Origin of the sequence: Curtobacterium sp. MCLR17_044, from assembly GCF_003234435.1 — a bacterium.
Classification (GTDB): domain Bacteria; phylum Actinomycetota; class Actinomycetes; order Actinomycetales; family Microbacteriaceae; genus Curtobacterium; species Curtobacterium flaccumfaciens.
On sequence record NZ_QKTC01000013.1, the window covers coordinates 25,237 to 50,071 of the forward strand.

Sequence of the window (24,835 nt, forward strand, 5' to 3'; positions counted from 1 at the left end):
CTAGCCTGCTCTCATGTCGAGACCGCACCACGCTCCGACCATCCGGGACGTCGCCGAGCGCGCCGGGGTCTCGAAGTCGCTGGTCTCACTCGCGCTCCGCGGCGACCCAGGAGTCAGCGACGCCCGTCGGGCGGCCGTCGAACGAGCAGTCGTCGAACTCGGCTACCGACCGAACCGCGCAGCGAGGAGCCTCGGCGAGCAGCGGACGGGCACGGTCGGAGTGCTCCTGAACGACTTGCGGAACCCCTGGTTCGTCGACCTGCTCGCCGGACTCACCGCGACGCTCGACACCGTCGGACTGGCACCCATCCTGGTCGACTCGGCGACCACACGGCGCGTGGGCGGTTCGCCCGTGGACATGCTCCTGCGACAACAGGTGGACGGCATCGTCGTGGTCGGCACCACAGAGGACGACGCCGCGCTCCGTCGGGCGGTCCAGGAGGTCCCGGTGGTCCTCGCCGGGACGTACGAGCCTGACGACCTGCACGCCGACGTGGTCGTGAACGACGACCATGCCGGCGCGTCGATCGCGACAGAGCACCTCCTCGCGCTCGGACACACCCGGATCGGTCACCTCGTCGGCCCGGGGCGCGTCGGAGAGCTCCGCGAGCAGGGTTTCCGCGCGACCATGACCCGCCACGGTGCCGACGCCGTCGTGGTGCCGGCCGGCATGAGCGAGGAGAGCGGGTACGCGGCGGCCCGACGAGTCCTGGGCACGGCCGACCGTCCGACCGCGCTCGTGGCCTACAACGACCTCGTCGCCATCGGCGCGTTGTCCGCGGCCGACGACCTCGGCCTCGTCGTCCCGGACGACGTGTCCCTCGTCGGGTACGACGACACCTACCTCGGCAGCATCCGGCACATCTCGCTCACCACTGTCGACAACGGGACGTTCGCGATCGGGGCCCAGGCGGCACGGTGGCTCGGTGAACGCGTGCAGGGGCGAGACCCGGAGCCGCGCGTGCACCGAGTACCGGTGTCACTCGTGGTGCGGCGCACCACGAGCGGTCCGAGACCGACGGACGGCGACCGCTGACGACGACGTCGCCGACGGTCCGGGGTCCCAGCGCGCCCGCCTGTCCGGCGCGCACCCGGAAGGCCGACCGGGAGGCCCGGCGCAGGTCCGCCTCGCTGGTCGCGGTCTTCCTCCGAACGCCTCGCACCCCCGCCTCGGCCCCGTCATCCGGGCCTCCGGTGCGACCTGGCGATCGCGTACCGTCGCAGCCGCACGCCACCGCGGCGCTCGGTCGACAGCAGGACGGCGTCGTAGTGCTCCAGCACCCCGATGGAGCCGTCGTTGTCGTCATGGCAGACGGCGATCACCGGGTCGATCCCGACGCGCGACGCGTGCGCGAGCACCTGGCCCAGCGCCCAGGTCGCCACGCCTCGGCCCCTCGCCGACGGGCGGATCCCGTACCCGACGTGGCCGAACCGCTGCACGCCGGCCGCGTCTCCCGGCGCCCGGAGTGCGATCCCGCCCAGGACGCGGCCGTCCTCGACGATCCACCAGAGGGCCCCGGGTCTGGCGTGCAGTCGGCCGACCCAGGTGCGGAACCCGTCCTCGTCGCCGACGTCGTCGTGCGCGGTGATCCCGAATCCGTCCTCGTGCACACCCGGCCCCCACTCGGCATACGCTTCGGCCCACGCCTCGTACAACGCCGTCTGCGGTCTCACCAACTCGAGCATGTCCAAGTATCACAACGAAGCGGGTCGGTGGCGATCCCCTCCTGCGGATCCGACGCCAGTCGCTTCCGGGGTCGCGTGCGCGACCCCCACCGACCGTGACCCGTAGAGTCGAGAGACTCTCGACGTCAGGACCCGAACGATGACCAGCCCCGCAACCGACCCAGCCGGAGCCGAGCGTTGGGCAGCCGCCGCCCGGCTCGCCGACGGCCAGAGTGACGACGGGCTCCGCCGCCGCCGGACCCGCGTGTTCGTGTGGGCGGGGGCACTCGTCCTGGTGTCGTGGGCGGTCGGGGTGGTCCTGGCACTGGTGCTGGTGCCGGCCACCGGGAGCAGCCACGCGAGTGGCGGCGATGGCGTGCAGCTGCTCGTCCAGCTCCTGCTGTTGCTGCTCGGGCTGGTCGTCGGCATCGTCGGTTTCGTGTGGGCCTTCCGCTCCGGTCACTACGTCACTCGCTGGCGATCGGTGAGCAGCCCGCTCTCCCGCGCGGAGCAGCGGTCGGTGCGGCGTCAGATCGCCGGCAAGGAGCCGATCGACGACGAGCACGCGGACATCGTCGTCGCGGTGGCCGTGCAGAACCGTCGAGCCACGCTCGGGATCCTGCCGATCTTCGGCGCCGTGATGCTGTTCGCCGCCTCGACGGCGGTGAGCACGGACAGTCTGCCCATCAAGCTGATCGAGCTCGTCGCGTCGTTCGCGGTGGTGCTCGGGGTCGTGCAACTGGCCGTGCAGTACCGACGAGCCGGGCGGTTCCTCTCGGAGCGCCCCGTCAGCTGACGTCGTCCGGCTGGCCGCCCGCACCGCTCGACCGTCGGCGGCGTCGGCTCCTCATGACCAGCAGGAGACCGACCAAGGACGCGGCGCTCCCGAGGAACACCCCCGCCCCGACCCACGTCGTGACGGACGTGCCGTGCCCGAAGAGCGCGTTGATGAGCATGCCGAGTCCGACAGCCACGCCGGTGAGCAACACCGCGCAGGTCGGTTCGAGCCACGGAGGCGACAGGAGCGACCGTCGGTCGACCGGGAGGCCGCGGTCCAGTCGAGCACGCGCAGCTCGCTCGCGGTCCTGGATCGCGATCCCGATCGTCGGCCCCCAGAAGGCCACCGTGGCCTGGCTGCCGTCGGGATCGACCAGGATCAGGATCGCCACCGTCGCAACCGCACCGCTGAGGTACCACCAGGGGAAGACCCGACGGATCGGGACGGCCCAGCGGCTGTCCCGCCGAGTGCCGTTCCGCGGGTGGTGCTCGCCGCCACTCGTGACCACGGTCAGCGCTCCCGGCGCAGATCGGCGCTGCCCTGTGGGCTCGGAGTGGTCACGGGCTCAGGCTACTGGCGGACGTCCGTCCACCTCGCCGCTCCCGGTGACTGCTTCCGCAGTGCCGTCACGTGCCCGAGACCGCGCAACCGCCAGTGCCTGGTCAGCCGACGCGAGGAGCACCGGATCACTGGCCCGTCTGAGCGCGACGGCGAGTGTGAAGTCCTCGACGGCACGGTCGACGCTCCCGGCTGCGAGGAGCGCCTTGCCCCGGTGTTGCCGCATCACGGCCTCGCGAGTCGTCCCGATGCACTCGGCGACGAGGAGGTCGTACTCGCGCACAGCGGTGCGGGTGTCGCCGAGGTCACGGTGGCAGTCGGCCCGCAGTGCTCGGACACGCTGCGTCGAGGCGACCCGTTCGAGACGACGAAGCGCATCGCCCGCCTTGCCGGTCCACAGCAACTCGATCTCCTCACGGAGTGGGTCGTCGGCCGATCCTGCGCGGAACGCAGCGAGGTCGGTGATCACCGGACGGAGATCGGCGGACCGGATTCGCCAACCGGGGCCACCCTCGACGTCGATCGTGGTGGCCGTCCCCCGGGTGTGCGGCGTTCGAGGTTCCGGGATGCACGCCGTCACGGTCGTCCCTTGCGGAACGGAAACCGGAACGACCGTCGCCGAACCGCCACGGGCCGAAGCCCTTCTGCCAATCGCGTCAGCTCCACACGCAGGTCCGCATCAACGGTCGGCACCCCGACACCCGGGTGCCGAGGGAACGGGTTGCCCTCGATCCCGAGCACGGTCAGTGCGGCGTGGGCGTGCCCGGATGCCGCCTCCGGGTCGCCCAGCCGGCTCGCGACGCGGGCCCGCGCTGTCAGGTACCGGACGACGCGGTCGCGGAAGAACGCCGTCCTCCGGATCGAGTCCTCGGCGCCGGCGAGCAGTGCGTCCGCCTCGGCGAGCGACGAGGGATCGCCGAGCTGCAGGAGCACCTCGGCCAGGAGGACCTCCGACATGCCGGTGGTGAACGAGTCGGAGCCGCACTCGGCGATGCGCCGGAGGACGCTCCAGTACTCGTCAGCGGCGTCACGCAGACGTCCCGACAACGCCAGCGACATCGCGAGCACCTCCCCGCCGTCGTTCACGCGCGCCTGCGACCCGCCGACGGCCTCGATCTCCTCCATGAACCGGACGAGCAGCCCCCGACCGACCTCGCGGACGCCCTCGTCCGCGTCGCCCTGCAGGGCGAGGGTCACCCCCTGGATGCGGATGTACTCGAGCCTGGACGATCTCGCTCGTGCGAGCTTCGCTTCGAACGCCGCAGCGATCTCGTCGTCCCACTCGGTCGAGCGGTACCAGTTGTCGTCCCGCGGCGGTCGGACGCGCGCTGGACGGCGGACGTCCCCTGCGTCGTGTACGTCGTCCGGCCTCGGCACCACGAGCAGCAGTATGCCCTGGAAGGGGACCGGCGTCAGCGTCGCAGCCGAGATCGCCGGTGTCCCGCCCAGGCGCAACCCGCAACGACTGCGCCGGAGTCAACCACTACCGCCCGAGCAGCGGCTCCCGCGACGCCATCCCAGCTGCACCGGCCCGAGCGACCGCATCGGGCAGCGCCGTCAGGAACGCGTCGACGTCGGCATCGGTCGTCGTGTGGCCGAGCGTGATCCGGAGCGCACCACGGGCGTCCTGCTCCGACAGTCCCATCGCGAGCAGCACGTGCGACGCCTCGGGCACGCCGGCCTGGCACGCCGACCCGGTCGACACCGCGACCCCGGCGGCGTCGAGCAGGAACAGGAGCGAATCGCCCTCGCACCCGGGGAACGTGAAGTGGGCGTTGCCCGGCAGCCGGTCGACCGGGTCCCCCATCAGCGCCGCTGACGGCACGGCCGCACGGACCCCGGCGACCAGGCGGTCACGCAGGGCGACGAGCGACGGGTGCGGCATCGGCTCGGCGACGACCGCGCTGGCCGCGATACCGAAGGCCGCAGCCGCCGGGGCGTCCTGGGTGCCGCTCCGCACCTGCCGCTGCTGCCCACCGCCGTGGATGAGGGGTTCGACGGTGGCCTTCCGCCCGAGCACGAGTGCACCGATGCCGACGGGCCCGCCGATCTTGTGCGCGGAGACGCTGAGGGCGTCGAGGCCGGACCCGGCGAACGACACCGGCACCTGCCCGTAGGCGGCGACCGCGTCGCTGTGCACGGGCACGCCGGCGGCGTGCGCGAGCTCCACGATCCGTGACACGGGCTGGATGGTGCCCACCTCGTTGTTCGCCCACAGGAACGTGACCAGGGCGACGTCCGAGGCGTCGGCGAGCCGCGCCTCCAGTCCGGCGAGGTCGACGCGACCCTGCGCGTCCAACGGGACCACGTCGATGACGGCGCCCTCGTGCGTCTCCAGCCAGGTCAGGGTGTCGACGGTGGCGTGGTGCTCGCCGCCCGGGACGACGATGCGGGGCCGCTGGCGGTCGCGCTGGCGAGCCCAGAACAGGCCCTTCACGGCGAGGTTGATGCTCTCGGTGCCGCCGGAGGTGAACACGACCTCCACGGGGTCGGCGTCGAGCGAGCGGGCGACGGCGGCGCGGCCGTCCTCGAGCAGCATCTTGGCGCGCTGACCGGCGCTGTGGATGGACGACGGGTTGCCGACGGTGCCCAGGGCATCGGTGAAGGCGGCGAGCGCCTCCGGCAGGATCGGCGTCGTCGCGGCGTGGTCGAGGTAGACCGACAAATGCACCCCCTGGATCGAGCAGTGTCCAGGATACGCGCCGGTCCTCGTACCCTTGTCGCGTGCACGAGACAGCGATCGACCTGACGCCGGGGTTCTCCCTGGGCGGGACCGTCCCCCGGTTCACCCTGCGGTCCGCGACGGCGACGGACGTCGTCCTGGTCGTGGCGAGCGCGGGGAGCGCCGACGGAGCCGACCCCTCCGACGTGCGGCCGACACGGTACGCGCTCGAGCGGGTGCTGGACACGGACGTGTGGACCGGCGAGGTCCCCGGGATCGTGCCCGGCGACCGCTACCACCTGCTCGTCGACGGGCCGGTCGGGCCGCGGCACGAGTTCGACCCGACGCGTCCGCTGCTCGACCCGTACGCGCGGGGCATCCTGCCGACCGGCGACGACGAGGCGGCCGGCCCCCGATGGACCAGCGTGGTCGTCGACGACGCGTTCGACTGGGGCGGCGTCGTGAAGCCGCAGGTCCCGCTCGACCGTGCCGTCGTCTACGAGGCGAACGTCCGCACCCTGACGGCCGCGAACCCGCACCTGCCGGAGCACCTGCGCGGCACGTACGCCGGAGTCGCCCACGAGAGCACGATCGCGCACCTGCACCGCATCGGCGTCACGACGCTCGAGCTGCTGCCCGTGCAGGCGTTCGACACCGAGCGGTGGCTCCGCGACGCCGGCCGACAGAACGCCTGGGGCTACAACACGCTCGGGTTCTTCGCCCCGCACGCCGCGCACGCCTCGGCACCGGCGCAGCAGGAGGGCGCCGACGCCGTCCTGCGCGAGTTCAAGGGCATGGTCCGGCTGCTGCACGAGGCCGGCATCCAGGTCGTCCTCGACGTCGTCTACAACCACACCGCGGAAGAGGGCCTGGGCGGTCCGACGACGAGCCTGCGCGGCATCGACGGCGCGAACCGCTACCGCTGGGCGCAGACCGACCCGCCCCGCCGGGACACCTACTACGACACCACCGGGTGCGGGAACACGCTCGACACCTCGGTCGAGGCGACGGCGGACCTCATCCTCGACAGCCTGGTGTACTGGGCGCGCGAGGTGCAGGTCGACGGGTTCCGCTTCGACCTGATGGCCGCCCTGGCCCGCGACGGCGAGCACCGGTTCGACCCGTCGCACCCGCTGCTCGAGCGCATCCGGAACCACCCCGACCTGCAGGACACCCTGGTGATCGCCGAGCCGTGGGACGTCGGCCCGGACGGCTGGAAGACCGGGGAGTTCGGCGCGGCCGGGCACCGCACGAGCGAGTGGAACGACGGGTTCCGCAACACGGTCCGCCAGTTCTGGCTCACCGACATCGCCGAGGAGCGCCGCACCGGCCTGCCGCAGACCGGGATCGGTGCGCTCGCCGGAGCCCTGACCGGGTCGCGTCACGTCTTCGGCGCCGATCGCGGCCCGCTGGCGAGCGTCAACTTCGTCACGGCGCACGACGGGTTCACCCTGCTCGACCTGGTGTCGTACGACGGCAAGCACAACGAGGCGAACGGCGAGGACAACCGCGACGGCTCGAACGACAACCGCTCGTTCAACCACGGCATCGAGGGTGACACCGCCGACCGCGGGGTCCGCGCCGCGCGCGGCCGGTCGATGCGCAACCTGGTGGCGACCCTGATGCTCTCCGCCGGGGTGCCGATGCTCACCGCCGGCGACGAGCGGAGCCGCACGCAGCACGGCAACAACAACGCCTACGTGGTGTCCGACGACCTGACCCCGGTGGACTGGTCCGACGACGAGGACGCCGAGACGATGACCGAGGCCGTCGCCGCGCTGGCCCGGTTCCGGCAGGCGCACCCGTCGCTCCGCCCCACCCGCTTCGGCGTCGAGGGGCAGGAGACCCCCGGGGCCTCGCGGATGTCCTGGTACGGGCCGGACGGGCACCCGATGACGATCGAGGGCTGGGACCAGCCGGTGCACCGCGCCCTGCAGTACTTCGTCGAGTCGACGCCGGAGCACGAGCCCTTCGACCGCGTCCTGGTGGTCGTGCACGGCAGCGGCCGCACCCGCGACCTGACCCTGCCGGTGCGCGAGGACGTCCTCGGGTACCGCCTGGCCTGGTCGAGCGAGAAGCACCGCGACCACGAGCGCCTGCGTCCCGCCGGGCAGGTCTTCACCGCCTACGGCCCCGGCATCCACCTGTTCGAGGTGGCGTAGCGCCGAGCAGGCGGGTGCGGCCCGGCGTCGCGACCGGGTGGCGGACGGGAGGCCCGTGGCGGCCCCGCCACGGGCCTCCCGTCCGGTCCTCAACAGGCTCCACGGCGCGCCCGGCCCTCCACAGCGGGCCGATTCCGGGGAACGCGGAGCCGCTCGCCGGGTAGCGTCGCTTCCGTGGCCACCGCAGACCGACCCCGCCGCCCGAAGATCGGGCGCATCCCGATCACCGAGCTCGCCCCGAGGACGCCGAACGGCTTCCCCGGCAAGGCATTCGACGGCGAGGTGATCACGTTCGGTGCAACCGTCTTCCGAGAAGGACACGGCATCATCGGCGCCGACCTCGTCCTCGAACGCCCAGACGGTGGAACCCGCACCGTCCCCATGACCCTCGGTGCCCCCGGCACCGACCGCTACGAAGCCACCGTGCAGGTCGACCACGTCGGCGTCTGGACGTGGCACGTCGAGTCGTACTCCGACGACTGGGCGAGCTGGCTGCACGGCGCACGCCTGAAGATCGCGGCCGGCGTCGACACCGAGGCGACCCTGCTCGACGGTGCCGTGCTGCTCGACCGGCTGGCCGAGGAGACCGACTCCCCCGCCGCCACCCGTGCCGCCGCACGCGTCCGCGACACCGACCTCGACCCCGCCGAGCGCCTGGCCGCCGTCGACGACCCGCGGATCGTCGCCGAGGTCGAGGAAGCCCCGCTCACCTCGCTCCGGACCCGCTCCGCCACCCAGCTGCTCGACGTCGAACGCACCCGCGCCGGCGTCGGCGCCTGGTACGAGTTCTTCCCCCGCTCGGAAGGCGCGAAGAAGAACCCCGACGGCTCCTGGAAGAGCGGCGACTTCCGCACCGCGGCCCGCCGGCTGCCCGCCGTTGCCCGGATGGGCTTCGACGTCATCTACCTGCCGCCGATCCACCCCATCGGCACCACCGCCCGCAAGGGGCCGAACAACACGCTCACGCCCGGGCCGAACGACCCCGGCAGCCCCTGGGCGATCGGCTCCCCCGAGGGCGGGCACGACGCGATCCACCCCGACCTCGGAACCGAGGACGACTTCCGCGACTTCGTCGAGACGGCGAAGAACACCGGCATGGAGGTCGCGCTCGACTTCGCGCTGCAGTGCTCCCCCGACCACCCCTGGGTCACGCAGCACCCGGAGTGGTTCACGCAGCGCGCCGACGGCTCCATCGCGACCGCCGAGAACCCGCCGAAGCGCTACCAGGACATCTACCCGATCCAGTTCGACACCGACCCCGAGGGCCTGGTCACCGAGGTCGAGCGGGTCCTGCGCCACTGGATCGCCTTCGGCATCCGGATCTTCCGCGTCGACAACCCGCACACCAAGCCGCTCTGGTTCTGGGAACGGGTCATCCGTGAGATCCGCGACGAGCACCCCGACACCGTGTTCCTCGCCGAGGCGTTCACCCGCCCGGCGATGATGCGCGCGCTCGCCGAGGCCGGGTTCCAGCAGTCGTACTCGTACTTCACCTGGCGCAACACGAAGGACGAGATCGAGGACTACTTCACGGAGCTCTCGCACGAGACGAGCGACTACCTGCGCCCGAACCTCTTCGTGAACACGCCCGACATCCTCACCGAGTACCTGCAGTTCGGCGGCCGTGCCGGCTACAAGGTGCGCGCGGCACTCGCCGCCACCGGTGCGCCGACGTGGGGCATGTACGCCGGGTACGAGCTGTTCGAGGACGTCGCCCGACCGGGCTCGGAAGAGAACATCGACAACGAGAAGTACGAGTACAAGCCGCGCGACTTCGCCCTGGCCGAGGCCGAAGGTGCGTCCCTGGCGCCGTACGTGACGATGCTCAACCGCCTCCGTGCGGCGCACCCCGCGCTGCGACAGCTGCGGAACCTGCACGTGCACGCCGCCGACGACCCGGCGATCGTCGTCTACTCGAAGCACCTGTCGGGCGAGTACATCCGGTCAGGGCGCCCCGACACCGTGATCGTGGTCGCCAACGTCGACCCGCACTCCGCCCGCGAGACCACCGTGCACCTGGACCTCGCCGCACTCGGTCTGCCGACCGAGGGCCTGTTCGACGTCCGTGACGTCGTGACCGGTCAGCGCTGGACCTGGGGCGCGTCGAACTACGTCCGCCTGGACGCGTTCCAGGAGCCCGTGCACCTGCTCGTCGTGGAAGGACCCCACCGATGACCCCCGAACCGACCGACCCCACGAAGCGCGGACCGGCCGTCCCGCCGGTGCCGCCTCCGCCGCCGGCCGTGCCGCGGTACGAGCCGAAGGTGTCAGCGCCCGACGAGGACCTGCCCGGCGCTCCGCCGGCGCAGCGCGAGGCGCCCGACCGCGGCGTGGCGGAGTCCGCCACGCTCGCCGGGCACCCCGCCGACCCGACGCACCCGCGGCAGCCGCCCGTCGCAGCCGCCTCGACTTCCGACTCCCCGACGGCCCCGACCGGCGGCGCTGCACCCGTGGTCCGTCCGGCCTCCGTCGACGCGCCGGTCGCCCCCAGCGCCGCTGCTCCGGCGTCGGCTGCTGCCTCGGCTCCGGCCGCCGCTGCCGCCACCGGTACGGCCGCGGATCCGCGTCCGGCTCCGATCGAGGACTGGCTGCGTCTGCAGGTGGCCGAGGGCCGCTGGTCCCAGCCGCACGACGTGCTCGGCCCGCACCCGGTCGACGGCGGCACCAGCGTCCGCGTCGTCCGGCACCTGGCCCGCGCGGTGCGCCTCGTGCGCCCCGACGGCGACGACATCGAACTCACGCACGAGGGCGACGGGCTGTGGGCCGGCGCCACTGCCGAGACCCTCGGTCGCTACCGCGTCGAGTCGGAGTACGACTACGACGAGTCCACGGACGAGGACGACGCCACCTGGACCACCGACGACGCGTACCGGTTCGCCCCGACGCTCGGCGAGCTCGACCTGCACCTGTTCGGCGAGGGCCGTGACGAGCAGCTCTGGCACCACCTCGGCGCACACGCCCGCACGGTCGACGGTGTCGACGGTGTCGCGTTCGCCGTCTGGGCGCCCCGGGCCACCGCCGTCCGCGTGATCGGCGACTTCGAGGGCTGGGAAGGCCGCACCACCGCGATGCGCCGTCTGAGCGACCTCGGCGTCTGGGAGCTGTTCTGGCCCGGCGCCGTCGTCGGGCAGCGCTACAAGTTCCAGATCCTCACCGACTCCGGGTGGGTGGAGCGGGCCGACCCCTTCGCCCGCGAGGCCGAGATCGCGCCCGCCACGGCCTCCGTCGTCACCGAGTCCACGTACACGTGGTCCGAGGGCGACGCCGCATGGATGGAGCGCCGCGCACAGACCACCACGCACGACGCCCCGATGAGCGTCTACGAGGTGCACCTCGGCTCGTGGCGCCCCGGCCTGTCGTACCGCGAGGTCGCCGACCAGCTCATCGGGCACATGGAGTACACCGGCTTCACCCACGTGGAGTTCCTGCCGCTCGCCGAGCACCCGTTCGGCGGCTCGTGGGGCTACCAGGTCACCGGGTACTACGCGCCGACCGCACGCTTCGGTTCGCCGGACGACCTGCGCTACCTGATCGACCGCCTGCACTCCGCCGGCATCGGCGTGATCATGGACTGGGTCCCCGGGCACTTCCCGAAGGACGAGTGGGCCCTCGGCCGCTTCGACGGCTACGCGCTGTTCGAGCACCCGGACCCCCGCCGCGGTGAGCAGCTCGACTGGGGCACCTACGTGTTCGACTTCGGGCAGCCGCAGGTGCGCAACTTCCTGGTCGCGAACGCGCTGTACTGGTTCGAGGAGTTCCACATCGACGGCCTCCGGGTCGACGCGGTGGCCTCGATGCTGTACCTCGACTACTCCCGAACCGACTGGCTGCCGAACATCCACGGCGGCCGCGAGAACCTCGACGCGATCTCGTTCCTGCAGGAGACGAACGCGACGGCGTACAAGCGCTACCCCGGCATCGTCATGATCGCCGAGGAGAGCACCTCGTGGCCGGGCGTGACCCAGCCGACGAGTGCCGGCGGACTCGGCTTCGGGCAGAAGTGGAACATGGGCTGGATGCACGACTCGCTCGAGTACGTGCAGCGCGACCCCGCGTACCGCAGCTACCACCACGACGAGATCACGTTCTCGTTCGTCTACGCGTTCAGCGAGCAGTTCACCCTGCCGATCAGCCACGACGAGGTCGTGCACGGCAAGGGCTCCCTGTACGGCAAGATGCCCGGCGACGAGTGGCAGAAGCTCGCCAACGTGCGTGCGTACCTGGCGTTCATGTGGGCGCACCCCGGCAAGCAGCTGCTCTTCATGGGCCAGGAGTTCGCGCAGCCCGCCGAGTGGTCCGAGGCGAAGGGCCTCGACTGGTGGCTCCTCGACCAGCCAGGCCACCGCGGTGTGCAGGACCTCGTCGCGGAGCTCAACCGCGTGTACAAGGACTCCCCTGCGCTCTGGACGCACGACTCGACGGCCGACGGCTTCGAGTGGCTCGAGGGCGGCGACGCACCGCACTCGACCCTCGGGTTCCTGCGGAAGGACGGCGACGACCGGGTCGCGGTGTTCGTGAACTTCTCCGGCGTGCCGGTGGAGCGTCGCTTCGGGCTGCCGACCGCCGGCGAGTGGCACGAGGTGCTCAACACCGATGCTGCCGAGTACGGCGGCTCCGGAGTCGGCAACCTCGGCGTCGTCACCGCAGAGGACACCCCGTGGGCGGGCCGCCCCGCCTCGGCGCACCTCATGGTGCCGCCGCTCGGTGCCGTCTGGCTGAAGCTGGCCCAGTAGCCCGGCCAGCGTCCGCGACGCGACCGACGGACAGACGGGAGGCCCGGTGCCAGCTGGCACCGGGCCTCCCGTCTGTCTCGTCCCGGGCGAGCGGTTGTGCTCGGGACGCCGTCGTGTCCTCGAGACGCCCCCGAGACGCCGAGACGCCGCCGGATTCGGCGGCGTCTCGGTGTGACGACGGCGTCTTCTTCGCCGTACGGACCCCGCAGGTCTAGTACAGCGCGTTCGCCAGGCGGCGACGCGCCGCGACGACGCGCGGGTCCTCGCTGCCGATGAGCTCGAAGTACTCGACGAGCCGGACGCGCAGGGCCTCACGGTCCTCGCCGAACACCGTCGGCACCAGGTCCAGGAGACGTCCGAAGGCGTCGTCGACGTGCCCGCCGGAGATGTCGAGGTCGGCGACCGCGAGCTGTGCCTGGACGTCCTGCGGTCCGGCGGCAGCGGCCGCACGGATCTCGTCGGCCGTCCGGCCGTTCAGCCGGTCGAGCAGCGACACCTGTGCGAGCCCGGCCACGGCCATCTGGTCGTGCGGGTCCTGCAGGATCGCGGTCTTGTACTCCTCGATCGCGGTGGCGTAGTCGCCCTGCTCGATCGCGTCGTACGCGGCCTGGTGGTGCGGCGGGAGTGGCTCCGGCTCCGGCTCGCCCTGCTCAGCGTCGACGTCGGTCGCAGCGCCGGCGACGCTCACGCGACCGGCCACGCCGTTCTGCTCGGCGGCCTGGAGCACCTGCTCGTAGACGTCGCGGACCTGCGCCTCGGGCAGTGCCCCGACGAAGAGCCCGAGCGGGCGTCCACCGATGACGGCTGCGACGGTCGGGATCGACTGCGCCTGGAACGCCTGCACGAGCTGGGGGTTCGTGTCGGCGTCCACCTTGGCGAGCACCACGCGGCCGTCGTACTCCGCGGTGAGCTGCTCGAGGATCGGCGAGAGCTGCTTGCACGGCCCGCACCACTCGGCCCAGATGTCCACGATGACCGGGACGACGTTCGACAGCTCCAGGACGTCCTGGAAGGTCGCGTCGGTGACGTCGATCACGAGCGACGGGACGGTGAGGTCGGCACCGTTCACGGCGCCGGCCTCGGTGCCGGGAACGGCTCCGCCGGCGGAACCCGCCGGAGCCGGAGCACCGGACGGCTGGGGCGGCCGCTGTGCGCGGTCGACGAGGGACGACAGGTCCACGGCTCCGCGGAGCCCGGACGGGGTCGGGGGGATGTTGCTCATTGCACCTCACTCGCTGCGGTCAGGCCCTGTGTGAACCCGAGCAGGACCACTTTGCCATCCGAGGCGACCGGCGGCACGTAGAAGAGCAGCTGGACGCTGTAGGTCGCGCTGATGCCCTTCTTGCTCGTGTCCACGCCGGACAGTGCCTTGACGGCACCCTCGGTGTTCACCTCGGCACCCGAGGCGGTCGGGGTCACCTTCTCGATCTCGTCCAGGTCCGCGGAGACCAGGGCGCCGGCGTCGTCGGTCGCGATCGCGACGGCGGAGTCGGCGGGCACCTCGGAGGAGTACTCGATCTTCGCCGTGTCCGGCAGGGCCTTGGCCTTCTTGTCCTTGTACGCCTTGCCGATGGTGGTGCGGAGCGCATCGCCCTCGGTCGCGAACAGGTCGGCGTACTCGCTGGCGGTGTCCTTCGACAGGATGTCGCCGTAGGCGGTCGCGACCTGGTCGGGCTGGATCGTCAGGAGCTTCGACTCCGGCGCGAGCAGTGCGGCACCGATCGTCGTCGGGGCGAGGCTCGGGATCTTCGCGTCGGCCTCGAGCGAGACGTCGTACGCCACCTTGTAGGGATCGCGGGCGGTGTCCTGCACCAGGGTCAGGGCCTGCGGCGCGGACTTGGCGTCACAGTCCTCGGCGACGATCGTGAAGACCGTTCGGGGCCAGGTGTCGGTCTGCTGCGGCAGCGCGACGCACACCTGCGCGGCCGAGATCGCCGGCGGTGCCTTGACGTCCGAGTCCTTGCCGCGGATCGAGTAGTTCGCCAGACGGAGGTCGAGCGCCGCTCCGGAGAACCGGGTCCGGACCAGGTCACGGTCGCGCGCCCCGTCGGCCTGCTTGGCGACGGCGGCGGTCCGCTGCACGATGCGGGTGATCTGCTGCTTGGTCGCAGCCGTCGGCTCGGTGGTCTCCGCAGCCCCCGTGGCGGTGGCCGTCGGGGTCGGTGTGGCGAGCGACGGGTCGCCGCCCTGCGGCCAGTAGTCCGAGGAACAACCGGCCAGGGTCAGGGCGCCGACGAGCAGCACCGGGACGCCGATGAGCGCGCGCGTGCCGCGACGACCGCGGCGCGGCACCTGCGCTCCGGCGGCGGCGGCTCGACGGGACGCACGCACCCGCGGCGGGCGGCTGCCACCACTGCGACGGCGGGGACCGCGGCCACGGCGCTGGTGCAGGAAGGCGAGGACGAGCAGCAAGAGACCTCCGAGGACGAACACGCCGCCGGCCACGAGCAGCGGACCGACCGCCGGCGTCGCGGTGTCCTGCGGCCAGGTGACGGACACGTCGCTCGGCGCTGCGGCCTTGCCGTCGCTGACGACCAGGACCGAGACGTCCTGCGGCAGGCGGACGGTGAACTGCCCGGCACCGTCGTACTCCTGGTACCAGAGGTCGCTGCCCTTCGGCGACGGGACGCTGGTCTCGCTGCCCGAGGTCGACCCGACCAGCGAGCCCTTCTCGGCGTCGAAACGGAGCGTGGTGTGCTCGGCGTCACCGATCCAGGCGTCGACGTCGGCGGTCTTGCCGTAGGCCGCGAAGACCTTGCCGGAGCCGGACACGTTGATGCGCTGGTAGCCGGGGTTGGCGTTGAGCGTCGTCCCCGGGATCACGGTCACCGGGGCGGAACTGGTCGTCGAGCTCTCGGCCACGAGCGAGGACGGCGGCGCGAACACGGTCCGCTGTCCCACCGCCAGCGCCACGAGCAGCAGACCGATGACGAAACTGACGATCGCCAGGACGAATCGCACGAACTCTCTCCCTACCGCGCCGGGGTGGGGATGTCGGCGCGCGAATCAGCGACTCAGGATAGCGAGCAACGCTGGACAGCGCATCAATCCGGTCTGTCGCCGGACTCAGACGACCCACTTCGGCCGCCACTACAATCGACCGCGGGCCGATCCGGGCCCTCCGCCGAGCACCCAGGAGCGACACGTGGCGAACGACGAGGCCGAGTTCGGGACCGAGCTGCGGGGGTACCGCCGCGACGAGGTGGAGCGTTCGCTGAACGACCTGCGCCGCGAGCTCATCAAGTCGAACAACGACCGCGCCGACGCCGCGAAGGAGATCCGTCTCCTGCAGGCCCGGGTCTCCGAACTGCAGGGCGAGCTCGACGAAGCCGGCACCCCCACGTACAGCGGACTGGGCACCCGCCTCGAGTCCACCCTGCGCGTGGCCGAGGAGCAGTCGACCCGTCTCATCAGCCAGGCGGACATCGACGCCCAGCGCCTCCGTGCCTCGAGCCGTTCCGAAGCCGAGCGCACCGTCCGAGAGGCCCAGGAGGAAGCGCGCGACACCCTCGAGGACGCCCGCACCCGCGCCACCAACGAACTGACCCGCGCCCGCGCCGAGGCAGCCGACACCGTCGAACGTGCCCGCGCCGAGGCCGGTCTCCTCACGCAGGACGCCCGCAACGAAGCCGCCGCGATCCGCGGGGCAGCCGTGACCGAGGCCGCCGAGGTCCGTTCCGTCGCCATCCGCGAGACGAACGCGCTGCGCGCCCAGGTCGAGCACGAGGTCGCCGAGCTGCGCGAGATCGCCCAGCGCGAGTCCGCCGACGCCCGCACCGCCGCCGCCGAGCTCGACCGCGAGACCGAGCACCGCCGTTCGGTCTTCGAGGCCGACCACGCCCGCCGCACCGAGGACCTCGACCGCGAGGAGACGACCCGGCGAGAGGCCCTGGAGCGCGAGGTCACCGAGGGCCGTGCCGCCTGGCACCGTGAGCGTGACGAGGAGCAGCAGGCACACGCGCTGGCACTCGAGACCGGTCGCGCCGAACTCGAGTCCGAGGTCACCCGCCGCCGCGCCGAGCTCGACTCCGAGGTCGCGGACCGCCGCCGCGAGCTCGACGAGGAACTCGCCGCCGCCCGCGCCGAGTGGGACCGCGAACTCGCCGCAGCCCGCACCGCACTGGAGCAGGAGATCGAGGCGGCCCAGGCGCAGCTCCGCGTCGACGAGGAGCAGACCCGCGTCGAGAACGCGCGCCTGGTGCAGGAGACCGCCGACCGGATCGCCCGGGAGCTCGAGGAGCACGACGCCCGGATCGCGCAGGAGCGCGCCGAGGCCGATGCGGCAGCCGAGCGTGCCGTCCGGGAGCACGAGAACGCCATCGCCGCCCGACGCGAGCGCGAGCACGCCGAGGTCGACACCGAGATCGCCGACCGCCGCACCGCCGAGCTCGGGGTGCTCGAGGCCGAGCGCACCGCCCTGCGGCAGGAGATCGACACCGCACGCGCCGCCCTGGTCAAGGAGCGCGACGAGGTCCGCGCCGAGATCGCCCGGGAGCGCGACGAGGCCCGCACGACGCTCGAGTCGGAACTCGCGTCCCGCCGCGACGACGCCGAGCAGGACTACCTGCGGAAGCACCACGAGACGGTGACCGAGACGCAGAAGTACCTGGACGAGGCCAACCTGCAGCTCGCCGAGGCCACGCGCCGCGCGACCGAGGCCCGCGAACGCGCCGAACGCCTGCAGCAGGAGGCCGACGACCTCGAGCGCACCAGCACGGCCGAGGCCCAGGAGCACGCCCGCACCATCGTCGCCGACGCGCAGGACCGCGTGCACCGGATGGTCGCCGACGCCGAGGAGCGCACCGCCGGCGTCATCGCCGAGGCCGAGGACCGCCTGGCGGCGATCCGCACCGAACGCGAAGCCGTCGCGGGCTACCTCGAGAACCTCCGCGGGGTCCTCACGAACGCCACGGGCCTGCTCGGCACGGCACCCGCCGCGGCGTCCACTGCGGACGCTGCCGACGACGTGGACGCGACCGACCGCTGACGGTCCACGGCCTGGAGGCGCGACCCGCGCCTCCAGGCCGTCCCACCTGGTGCAGGTGGCAGGCCGCAGGGCGTCGTGCGGACGTGCTCAGACGGGCCAGTGGGTCGGCAGCGGGGCGCTGCCCGGCACGACGAGGTCGGCGATCGCGTCGAGGACGATCCGCACGTACCGCTCCCCCACCCACAGGTGCTTCGCACCGTCGACGGGCACGACCCGGACGTTCGGGGCGAGCGCGAACCGTGCCGCCGCGGCCTCGGGCTGCAGGAAGTCGTCGTGCTCGGGGACGAGCGCCACGACCGGCACCCCGACGGCAGCCCAGCGGGCGAGCTCCTCGTCCGAGGTGCGGTGCAGCGGCGGGGACAGCAGGACGACACCGGCGACCGTGCCGGCCTCGACGTGTTCGAGCGCGTGCTTGAGGATCACCTCGGTGCCGAAGGACCACCCCACCAGCCACGGCGTCGGCAGGTTGCGGTCGACGACCTCGGCGACGGCGGCGCGCAGGTCGAAGCCCTCGGACACACCCTCGCCGAAGACGCCCTCGGACGTGCCGCGCGGCGACGTGACGGACCGGAAGTTGAACCGCAGCACCGCGATGTCGGCGAGGGCGGGCAACCGTGCCGCGGCCTTCTTGAGGACGTGCGAGTCCATGAACCCGTGCGCGGTCGGCAGGGGGTGGAGCGTCACGATGGTCCCGCGGGCCGGGGCGTCGGCCGGCTCGGCGAGCTCACCGACGAGCGTCAGGTGGTCGTCCGTGACGAGCTCGATCTCGGTACGACGGGCCGGCAGCACGGTGGCGGACCGGATCTCGTTGTCGTGCGGCACGTCGTGCTCGGTCATGCGATGCTCCAGCAGTGGTTGTGCCAGTGCCGGCGCGACGCCAGGTCGGCGGCGTCCCCGAGCACGCCGTCCGCACGCCAGACCACCACGTGGGCGGTGCCGGGCAGGACGCTTCCGCCGCACCCTGGGCAGATGTACTCCTTCTGCGCCGACGCGGCCGAGATCGGCTGCACCTGGTACTCGCGACCGTGGCGGACCTCGGTGCGCATCCACGAGCTCATCAGCCGGTCGAGGGTGGTCTCCTCGTCAGGCTCGACGTCGCGACCACGGGGACGCCGCGGTCGGTTGCTGCGCGGCACCCGAGCAGCCGATCAGTACCAGTTGTTGGCCTGGCTGTGTCCCCAGGCACCGCAGGGGGTGCCGTAGACGCCGGCGATGTAGTTGAGACCCCAGGTGATCTGCGTCGCCGGGTTGGTCTGCCAGTCGGCGCCGGCCGTGGCCATCTTGCTGCCGGGGAGGGCCTGCGGGATGCCGTACGCACCGCTGGGGTTGTAGGCGTTCACCCGCCAGCCGGACTCCTTGTTCCACAGCGAGACCAGGCAGTTGTACTGGTCGGTGCCCCAGCCACGAGCCGTGACCTGCTGCAGGGCGATCGCCTGCGCGCTGCCCGGGTCGGGCGTCGCAGCGGTCGCGGCGAGCGTGTTGGCGGCCGAGACCGGCTGGTTCTCGGTGGCCGCGGCGTCCGCGCTGTCGTCGGTGGTCTCGGCGTCGGCGTCGGCTTCGTCCTCTTCGACGACGGGCTTGACGACCTTCGGGGCCGGGACGGTGACGTCGTAGCCGTCACGGTCGGCAGCGGCCACGGCGTAGGTGCCGTGCGCGGTGTACTGCTGCGGCGCCGGCGGCGTCTTCACGAGCACCGGGGTGTCGACGGCGGCCTGTGCCACGTCGGCCTGCAGCGGGTTGAACAGCGAGCCGCCGACGAACAGGAACACGCCGACGAAGGACATCATCGGGGCGACCGCGCGCTTGCGGGCGACGGCGTTCACCGACGACGCGGCGGGCTTCACGAGCTTCGGCGTCGCACGGCGCTGCACCGTCGCGGTGCGCTGCTTCGCGGGACGCTGGTCGGCGTCGACCAGAGCATCGTGCGCGAAGGACGCCACACGCTCGTCGGAGACGCGGGTCGCCGCCACCGACTTCGGCGTGGCGACCGGACCCGTCGTCGCGGGCGCTGCCTGCGGGGTCACCCCGAACGCCGACGTCTCCGTCGTGCGGGTTCGCTGCATTGCCGCGCGGCGCTCACCGGAAGCCTGGAGGCTGAGGTGCTCGCGGGTATCGCGGTCGGAGCTTGAGTCTGCCGTGTGCCTGCCCATGAGTAGGACCAGGGTAACGGAACGATCACGGAAAGCGAAGCACCTGGGGACAGCGCGTCGTCACCGGACAGCGAGCATCACTTCGACGACGGCGTCGAGCAGGGCGTCGACCTGCGCCTCGCGGTACCCGCCGTGCTTCGGGCGGAAGACGATCGAGCGGACCTCGGTGAGGCTGAGCGGCTTGCCCTCGCGGAAGTACCCGGCGAGTCGGGCGGCGAACGCGTCGACGTCCTTCGGGTGGTAGCCGGTGCCGAGCACGCTGACCCGGCTGAACCGCTGCCCGTCGGGCCGCTCGAGCCGCGCCACGACGTCGGAGGCCTTCGTCCGTGCCTCGGCGTACCAGGCCTTCTTGCCGACCTCGCTCATCTCCCGCTCACGCTCGCGGGCCGCGAAGGCGTCCTCGAGTCGCTCGAGTGCGGCGTCGACGTGCGACGTGGAGTAGCCGCCCTTGCGCATCGAGAACGCCGTGGCGCGGATCTTCGCGGCCTCGATGCCGGGGGCGCTGTCGTCGGCGGAGTACGCGCGCCGGGCGTCCTCGAGGAAACGCTCGACTTCGTCGACGTCGTAACCGAGGGCGGAACGGGCTGCGGTCGGGAAGGTGGTGGCCACGGCGTCATTCTGCCAGTCCCCGACCGTGGCACAACCTGGACGCGCTGAGTGCGGCGTTCAGCCCGGCCCGACAGCGGTCAGTGGTCAGTGGTTGACGACGAGGTACAGCACGTAGGCGACGGCGGCGGACGGCAGGATGCTGTCGATGCGGTCGAGCAGGCCGCCGTGTCCGGGCAGGAACGACGAGATGTCCTTGATGCCGAGGTCGCGCTTGATCATCGACTCGGTCAGGTCGCCGAGCGTGGCCGAACCGGAGATGAGCACACCGAGCAGGACACCGGTCCACCAGGGCAGCCCGAGCATGAACACGGCCACCAGGATGCCGACGATGATGCTCGCTGCCACGGACCCGGCGAAGCCCTCCCACGTCTTCTTGGGGCTGATGCGGGGAGCCATCGGGTGCTTGCCGAGGTTCAGCCCGGTGGCGTACGCGCCGGTGTCGACCGCGACGACGACGAGGATGAACCCGATCACCCAGAGGTTGCCGTCCGGCTGGGCGGAGAGCAGCACGACGCACGCGCCGAGCAGGGAGATGTAGGCCTGCACGAACAGCCCGTTCGTGAGGTCTCGGGCGACGTTGCCGGCCGGGGGCTTCTGCCGCGCGACGGCGACCTCGAGCATTCGCCAGACGCTGATCAGGACGATGCCGCCGAGCAGGGTGAACAGCGCCGCGACCTGGCCGAGCAGGAACGCCGCCGGCACGATCGCGATCGCGACGGCGACGCTCGGGATCCGCGGGACGTCGCGGCCGGCGAACCGCATCGCGCTCGTGAGTTCGTAGACGCCGACGCCCAGCAGGAACGCAGCGACGACCATGAAGGACGGCGGCCAGAGGAGCAGCGTGCCGAGCATCACGACCGCGAACGCGAGCGCGATGCCGATCGCCGCCGGCAGGTTGCGCCCGGTCCGCGCGGTCAGCGCTTCGTTGCGCGCGCCGAAGTCGGCCTTGCGCTGGCGGAGCTGCGCCTCGAAGTCGGTGCGCGCCGCTCGTGCGCGCGCATCGAAGTCCTGACGGAGCCCCTTCTTCACGGGCCCGCTCGACGCGGGCCCGTGCTCTGCTGTGGGGCGGTCATCGCCCTGGTCGGAGCGCCGCATCAGACCTCGAGGAGTTCGGCTTCCTTCTTCTTCAGCGACTCGTCGATCTGGTCGACGTGCTTCTTCGTCAGGGCCTCGAGGTCCTTGTCGCCGCGCGAGATCTCGTCGTCGGAGATCTCACCCTTGAGTGCGTCGAGGTCGTCCTTGGCCTTGCGGCGGATGTTCCGGACGACGACCTTGTGGTCTTCGCCCTTCGTCCGAACGAGCTTGACGAACTCCTTGCGGCGGTCCTTGGTGAGCTCCGGGATCGTCACGCGCACGATGTCGCCGTCGTTCGTCGGGCTGGCACCGAGGTTCGGGAAGGTCGCGATCGCGCGCTCGATCTCCTTGAGCGCCGTCTTGTCGTACGGCGTCACGATGAGCGTGCGGGCCTCGGGCGTCTGCAGCGACGCGAGCTGCGCGAGCGGCGTCGGCGTGCCGTAGTACTCGACCGGGATCTTCTGGAAGAGTGCCGCGTTGATGCGGCCGGTGCGGACGGTCGAGAAGTCGTCCTTGGCGACCTCGACAGCCTTCGCCATCTTCTCGGTGGCTTCGGTCAGGACATCACTGATCACGGTGTTACTCCTTCGGTACTGGCGTCGAGTCTAGTCAGCGCCGGGGGTCAGTTGCTGACGACGGTGCCGATGCGCTCGCCACGGATCGCGGCCTGGACGTTGCCGTCGCCCTCCATGCCGAAGACGTGCATCGGCATGCCGTTGTCCATGCAGAGCGAGAACGCGGTGGCGTCGACGACCTTGAGGCCCTTGAGTAGCGCGTCCTGGTAGGTCACGTGGTGCAGCTTCTCGGCGGTGGCGTCCTTCTTCGGGTCGGCCGTGTACACGCCGTCGACGCCGTTCTTGGCGACGAGGACCTCGTCCGCCTTGATCTCGAGCGCACGCTGCGCCGCCACCGTGTCGGTGGAGAAGTACGGCAGTCCGGCACCGGCGCCGAAGATGACGACCCGGCCCTTCTCGAGGTGCCGCTCGGCGCGCCGCGGGATGTACGGCTCGGCGACCTGGGTCATCGCGATGGCGGACTGCACGCGGGTCGCAGCGCCCGCCTGCTCGAGGAAGTCCTGCAGCGCGAGTGCGTTCATCACCGTGCCGAGCATGCCCATGTAGTCGGCGCGCCCGCGGTCCATGCCGCGCTGCGAGAGCTCGGCTCCGCGGAAGAAGTTGCCCCCGCCGACGACGATCGCGATCTCGACCTCGCGCGCGGCGACGGCGATCTCCTTGGCGATGGTGCCGATCACGTCGGGGTTCACCCCGAGGGAGCCGGCGCCGAACGCCTCTCCCGACAGCTTCAGCAGAACGCGGCGTCGTCCGGTCTTCTCGTCGGTCATCTGGTCCGCACCCTTCGTCGTGGTCTCGTGGAAATGTACTCGCGGATGTGTCGCGCGCGTGTCGTGCCGGCGCGCGCGAAAAACGGGGCCAGGAACCTGGTTGGTTCCTGACCCCGTCACGGGTTCGTTACGCGCCGACCTTGACGCGGGCGAAGCCCTGGATCGTGATGCCGGCGTTCTCGGCGGCCTTCGCGACGGAGATCTTGTTGTCCTTCGCGTAGTCCTGGTCGAGGAGCGACACCTGCTTGATGTAGGCGTTCACCCGGCCCTCGACGATCTTCGGGAGCGCAGCCTCGGGCTTGCCCTCTTCGCGCGTGATCGCCTCGACGGTCGCGCGCTCCTTCTCGATGGCCTCGGCCGGGACCTCGTCGCGGGTCAGGTACGTCGGGTTCGCGAACGCGACGTGCTGGGCGATCGAACGTGCCTCGGCGGCGTTGTCACCCTCGTACGCGATGACGACGGCGATCTGCGGCGGCAGGTCCTGGCTGGTCTTGTGCAGGTAGATCTCGAAGGCCGAGCCCTCGACACGGCGGACCGTGCGGACCTCGAGCTTCTCGCCCAGCGCGGCAGCCGACTCGTTGACGACCTCGAGGACGGTCTTGCCGTCCAGCGGTGCGGCGTTGGCAGCAGCGACGTCGGCGGCACCGGCAGCGGCGACCGCGCCCAGCACCTTGTCGGCGAGGGTCGTGAACTTCTCGTTCTTCGCGACGAAGTCGGTCTCGCTCGCGAGCTCGACGACCGTGGCGGCGCCGTTCTCGGAGGTCGCGACGACGACACCCTCGGAGGTGGCACGGTCGTCGCGCTTGGCGACGGCCTTGGCACCCTTGATGCGGAGCAGCTCGACGGCCTTGTCGTAGTCGCCGTCGGCCTCGACGAGCGCGTTCTTCGCGTCCATCATGCCGGCGCCGAGGTCCTCGCGGAGCTTCTTCACGTCAGCAGCGGTGAAGTTTGCCATTGACTGGAGTCCTTTCTGGACTGTACGTGTGTGGAGAGTGGAGTGCAGTCGGGGCGCCGGACCCGGTGGGGTCCGACGCCCCGGCGACTCACTCGGCGGGGGTGGTCTCCGCGGCTGCCTCGGCCTCGGCCGTCGGCTCCGCGTTCTTCGCCTCGTCGGCGATCGGCTCGCCGATCTCCTTCGCGGCGACCTGCGCGTCAGCGTCGTTCTCCTCGACCGGGGCGGCGGGCGCCTCGGTCGTGGCGGCGGTCTCGCCACCGAGGAGCTCCTGCTCCCACTCGGCGAGGGGCTCGCTGGCCTCGTCCTCGTCGCCACCGTTGTGGCGGGTCTTCAGGCCCTCGGCCGCGGCGTCGGCGACGATGCGGGTCAGCAGACCGACGGAGCGGATCGCGTCGTCGTTGCCCGGGATCGGGTACGTGATCTCGTCGGGGTCGCAGTTGGTGTCGAGGATGCCGATGATCGGGATACCGAGCTTCTGCGCCTCGTCGACGGCGAGGTGCTCCTTCTTGGTGTCGACGATCCAGAGCGCGCTCGGGGTCCGCGTGAGGTTGCGGATACCACCGAGGGTCTTGTGGAGCTTGTCCAGCTCGCGCTTCTTGATGAGGAGCTCCTTCTTGGTGAAGCCCTTCGTCGTGTCGTCGAAGTCGATCTCCTCGAGCTCCTTCATGCGCGCGAGGCGCTTGGAGACCGTCTGGAAGTTCGTGAGCAGACCGCCGAGCCAACGCTGGTTGACGTACGGCTGGCCGACGCGGGTCGCCTGCTCGGCGATGGAGCCCTGCGCCTGCTTCTTGGTGCCCACGAAGAGGATCGTGCCACCGTGCGCGACCGTCTCCTTGACGAAGTCGTACGCGCGGTCGATGAAGGCCAGCGACTGCTGCAGGTCGATGATGTGGATGCCCGAGCGCTCGGCGAGGATGAAGCGCTTCACCTTCGGGTTCCACCGACGGGTCTGGTGTCCGAAGTGGACGCCGCTGTCGAGCAGCTGGCGGATGGTGACGACGGCCATGTGCCGTCCTCCTTCTGTGTTCTCGGCGCGCAGCCGTGCTCTCGCACGTCGCTGCGGACCTGTTGCGGTTGTGTCGATCACGACCGTCGGTCGTGGTCCCTGGTGTCCTGGCACGCGACCGCCCGCTCGTGAGAGCGGGACCGATGGTCGGGTA

22 protein-coding genes are annotated in these 24,835 nt (G+C 71.6%); 6 read left to right on the forward strand and 16 right to left on the reverse strand.

The genetic code is table 11. The annotated features are described in order from the left end of the window. The first annotated feature begins 13 nt into the window (after positions 1 to 13). Positions 14 to 1,036 (forward strand): LacI family DNA-binding transcriptional regulator, encoded by a 1,023-nt coding sequence (locus DEJ04_RS10730; RefSeq protein ID WP_111047059.1) that lies wholly within the window; start codon positions 14 to 16, stop codon positions 1,034 to 1,036. A gap of 143 nt (positions 1,037 to 1,179) precedes the next feature. Here DEJ04_RS10730 and DEJ04_RS10735 read toward each other — a convergent pair whose 3' ends face one another. Continuing rightward, entirely contained in the window at positions 1,180 to 1,674 is a 495-nt protein-coding gene (locus DEJ04_RS10735) for a GNAT family N-acetyltransferase (protein ID WP_220035563.1), read from the reverse strand. A gap of 151 nt (positions 1,675 to 1,825) precedes the next feature. Between DEJ04_RS10735 and DEJ04_RS10740 the strand changes: the two genes are divergently transcribed. Further along, positions 1,826 to 2,461 (forward strand): hypothetical protein, encoded by a 636-nt coding sequence (locus DEJ04_RS10740; protein WP_111047061.1) that lies wholly within the window; start codon positions 1,826 to 1,828, stop codon positions 2,459 to 2,461. Here DEJ04_RS10740 and DEJ04_RS10745 read toward each other — a convergent pair. From DEJ04_RS10745 to DEJ04_RS10760, 4 genes are all read right to left on the reverse strand, one after another. Further along, positions 2,454 to 2,834: a hypothetical protein gene (locus DEJ04_RS10745; RefSeq protein WP_146248694.1), complete on the reverse strand. Its 381-nt coding sequence runs from the start codon at positions 2,832 to 2,834 to the stop codon at positions 2,454 to 2,456. The genes DEJ04_RS10740 and DEJ04_RS10745 overlap by 8 nt on opposite strands. 174 nt (positions 2,835 to 3,008) lie before the next feature. After that, positions 3,009 to 3,470, reverse strand: coding sequence for a hypothetical protein (locus tag DEJ04_RS10750; RefSeq protein ID WP_258371355.1), 462 nt, complete (start codon positions 3,468 to 3,470; stop codon positions 3,009 to 3,011). Between the two features lie 107 nt (positions 3,471 to 3,577). Continuing rightward, complete coding sequence (locus tag DEJ04_RS10755) at positions 3,578 to 4,381, reverse strand: hypothetical protein (RefSeq protein WP_146248695.1); 804 nt, start codon at positions 4,379 to 4,381, stop codon at positions 3,578 to 3,580. Between the two features lie 103 nt (positions 4,382 to 4,484). Then, positions 4,485 to 5,666, reverse strand: coding sequence for a cysteine desulfurase family protein (locus DEJ04_RS10760; RefSeq protein ID WP_111047064.1), 1,182 nt, complete (start codon positions 5,664 to 5,666; stop codon positions 4,485 to 4,487). Positions 5,667 to 5,725: 59 nt separating this feature from the next. Here DEJ04_RS10760 and DEJ04_RS10765 point away from each other — a divergent pair, with 59 nt between their 5' ends. The 3 genes from DEJ04_RS10765 (at position 5,726) to glgB (ending at position 12,558) form a co-directional block, all read left to right on the forward strand. Then, entirely contained in the window at positions 5,726 to 7,825 is a 2,100-nt protein-coding gene (locus tag DEJ04_RS10765) for a glycogen-debranching protein (protein WP_111047065.1), read from the forward strand. Positions 7,826 to 7,999: 174 nt separating this feature from the next. After that, positions 8,000 to 10,000: an alpha-1,4-glucan--maltose-1-phosphate maltosyltransferase gene (locus DEJ04_RS10770; RefSeq protein ID WP_181437791.1), complete on the forward strand. Its 2,001-nt coding sequence runs from the start codon at positions 8,000 to 8,002 to the stop codon at positions 9,998 to 10,000. After that, a complete protein-coding gene (gene glgB / locus DEJ04_RS10775) occupies positions 9,997 to 12,558 on the forward strand; it encodes a 1,4-alpha-glucan branching protein GlgB (protein ID WP_111047066.1) in 2,562 nt (853 codons plus the stop codon). Before DEJ04_RS10770 ends, glgB begins: the two co-directional genes overlap by 4 nt. 211 nt (positions 12,559 to 12,769) lie before the next feature. Here glgB and DEJ04_RS10780 read toward each other — a convergent pair whose 3' ends face one another. Beyond that, a complete protein-coding gene (locus tag DEJ04_RS10780) occupies positions 12,770 to 13,780 on the reverse strand; it encodes a tetratricopeptide repeat protein (RefSeq protein ID WP_111047067.1) in 1,011 nt (336 codons plus the stop codon). Further along, complete coding sequence (locus DEJ04_RS10785; protein ID WP_111047068.1) at positions 13,777 to 15,519, reverse strand: hypothetical protein; 1,743 nt, start codon at positions 15,517 to 15,519, stop codon at positions 13,777 to 13,779. Before DEJ04_RS10785 ends, DEJ04_RS10780 begins: the two co-directional genes overlap by 4 nt. Positions 15,520 to 15,703: 184 nt before the next feature. Here DEJ04_RS10785 and DEJ04_RS10790 point away from each other — a divergent pair, with 184 nt between their 5' ends. Continuing rightward, positions 15,704 to 17,545 carry a hypothetical protein gene (locus tag DEJ04_RS10790; RefSeq protein WP_111047069.1) on the forward strand — a complete coding sequence of 614 codons (1,842 nt, stop codon included), beginning with the start codon at positions 15,704 to 15,706 and terminating at the stop codon, positions 17,543 to 17,545. Between the two features lie 87 nt (positions 17,546 to 17,632). On the opposite strand, the gene DEJ04_RS10795 is transcribed toward DEJ04_RS10790, so the two are convergent. The 9 genes from DEJ04_RS10795 to rpsB form a co-directional block, all read right to left on the reverse strand. After that, positions 17,633 to 18,382, reverse strand: a complete 750-nt coding sequence (locus tag DEJ04_RS10795) for an alpha/beta hydrolase (protein WP_111047070.1) — start codon at positions 18,380 to 18,382, stop codon at positions 17,633 to 17,635. Further along, the gene (locus DEJ04_RS10800; RefSeq protein ID WP_111047071.1) at positions 18,379 to 18,681 is read right to left on the reverse strand and encodes a hypothetical protein; all 303 of its coding nucleotides are present in this window, start codon (positions 18,679 to 18,681) and stop codon (positions 18,379 to 18,381) included. Before DEJ04_RS10800 ends, DEJ04_RS10795 begins: the two co-directional genes overlap by 4 nt. 12 nt (positions 18,682 to 18,693) lie before the next feature. Further along, complete coding sequence (locus tag DEJ04_RS18700) at positions 18,694 to 19,608, reverse strand: transglycosylase SLT domain-containing protein (protein WP_258371356.1); 915 nt, start codon at positions 19,606 to 19,608, stop codon at positions 18,694 to 18,696. 147 nt (positions 19,609 to 19,755) lie between these two features. Then, the gene (locus tag DEJ04_RS10810) at positions 19,756 to 20,304 is read right to left on the reverse strand and encodes a DivIVA domain-containing protein (protein ID WP_071406375.1); all 549 of its coding nucleotides are present in this window, start codon (positions 20,302 to 20,304) and stop codon (positions 19,756 to 19,758) included. A gap of 84 nt (positions 20,305 to 20,388) precedes the next feature. Continuing rightward, a complete protein-coding gene (locus tag DEJ04_RS10815) occupies positions 20,389 to 21,333 on the reverse strand; it encodes a phosphatidate cytidylyltransferase (protein ID WP_111047122.1) in 945 nt (314 codons plus the stop codon). Between the two features lie 65 nt (positions 21,334 to 21,398). After that, on the reverse strand, positions 21,399 to 21,953 hold the full coding sequence (gene frr / locus DEJ04_RS10820) for a ribosome recycling factor (RefSeq protein WP_027465871.1): 555 nt from the start codon (positions 21,951 to 21,953) through the stop codon (positions 21,399 to 21,401). A gap of 47 nt (positions 21,954 to 22,000) precedes the next feature. Next, positions 22,001 to 22,720 (reverse strand): UMP kinase, encoded by a 720-nt coding sequence (gene pyrH, locus DEJ04_RS10825; RefSeq protein ID WP_071406376.1) that lies wholly within the window; start codon positions 22,718 to 22,720, stop codon positions 22,001 to 22,003. Positions 22,721 to 22,847: 127 nt separating this feature from the next. Next, positions 22,848 to 23,675 carry a translation elongation factor Ts gene (tsf, locus tag DEJ04_RS10830; RefSeq protein ID WP_027465873.1) on the reverse strand — a complete coding sequence of 276 codons (828 nt, stop codon included), beginning with the start codon at positions 23,673 to 23,675 and terminating at the stop codon, positions 22,848 to 22,850. Positions 23,676 to 23,763: 88 nt separating this feature from the next. Next, a complete protein-coding gene (gene rpsB / locus DEJ04_RS10835; RefSeq protein ID WP_027465874.1) occupies positions 23,764 to 24,681 on the reverse strand; it encodes a 30S ribosomal protein S2 in 918 nt (305 codons plus the stop codon). Between the last annotated feature and the right edge of the window lie 154 nt (positions 24,682 to 24,835).

Excerpts from the sequence above, each read along its gene's own strand:
- DEJ04_RS10730 (WP_111047059.1), top strand. The coding sequence starts at position 14 with ATGTCGAGACCGCACCACGCTCCGACCATCCGGGACGTCGCCGAGCGC.
- DEJ04_RS10740 (WP_111047061.1), top strand. The coding sequence starts at position 1,826 with ATGACCAGCCCCGCAACCGACCCAGCCGGAGCCGAGCGTTGGGCAGCC.
- glgB (WP_111047066.1), top strand. The coding sequence starts at position 9,997 with ATGACCCCCGAACCGACCGACCCCACGAAGCGCGGACCGGCCGTCCCG.
- DEJ04_RS10780 (WP_111047067.1), bottom strand. The coding sequence starts at position 13,780 with ATGAGCAACATCCCCCCGACCCCGTCCGGGCTCCGCGGAGCCGTGGAC.
- DEJ04_RS10795 (WP_111047070.1), bottom strand. The coding sequence starts at position 18,382 with ATGACCGAGCACGACGTGCCGCACGACAACGAGATCCGGTCCGCCACC.
- DEJ04_RS18700 (WP_258371356.1), bottom strand. The coding sequence starts at position 19,608 with ATGCAGCGAACCCGCACGACGGAGACGTCGGCGTTCGGGGTGACCCCG.
- pyrH (WP_071406376.1), bottom strand. The coding sequence starts at position 22,720 with ATGACCGACGAGAAGACCGGACGACGCCGCGTTCTGCTGAAGCTGTCG.
- tsf (WP_027465873.1), bottom strand. The coding sequence starts at position 23,675 with ATGGCAAACTTCACCGCTGCTGACGTGAAGAAGCTCCGCGAGGACCTC.
- rpsB (WP_027465874.1), bottom strand. The coding sequence starts at position 24,681 with ATGGCCGTCGTCACCATCCGCCAGCTGCTCGACAGCGGCGTCCACTTC.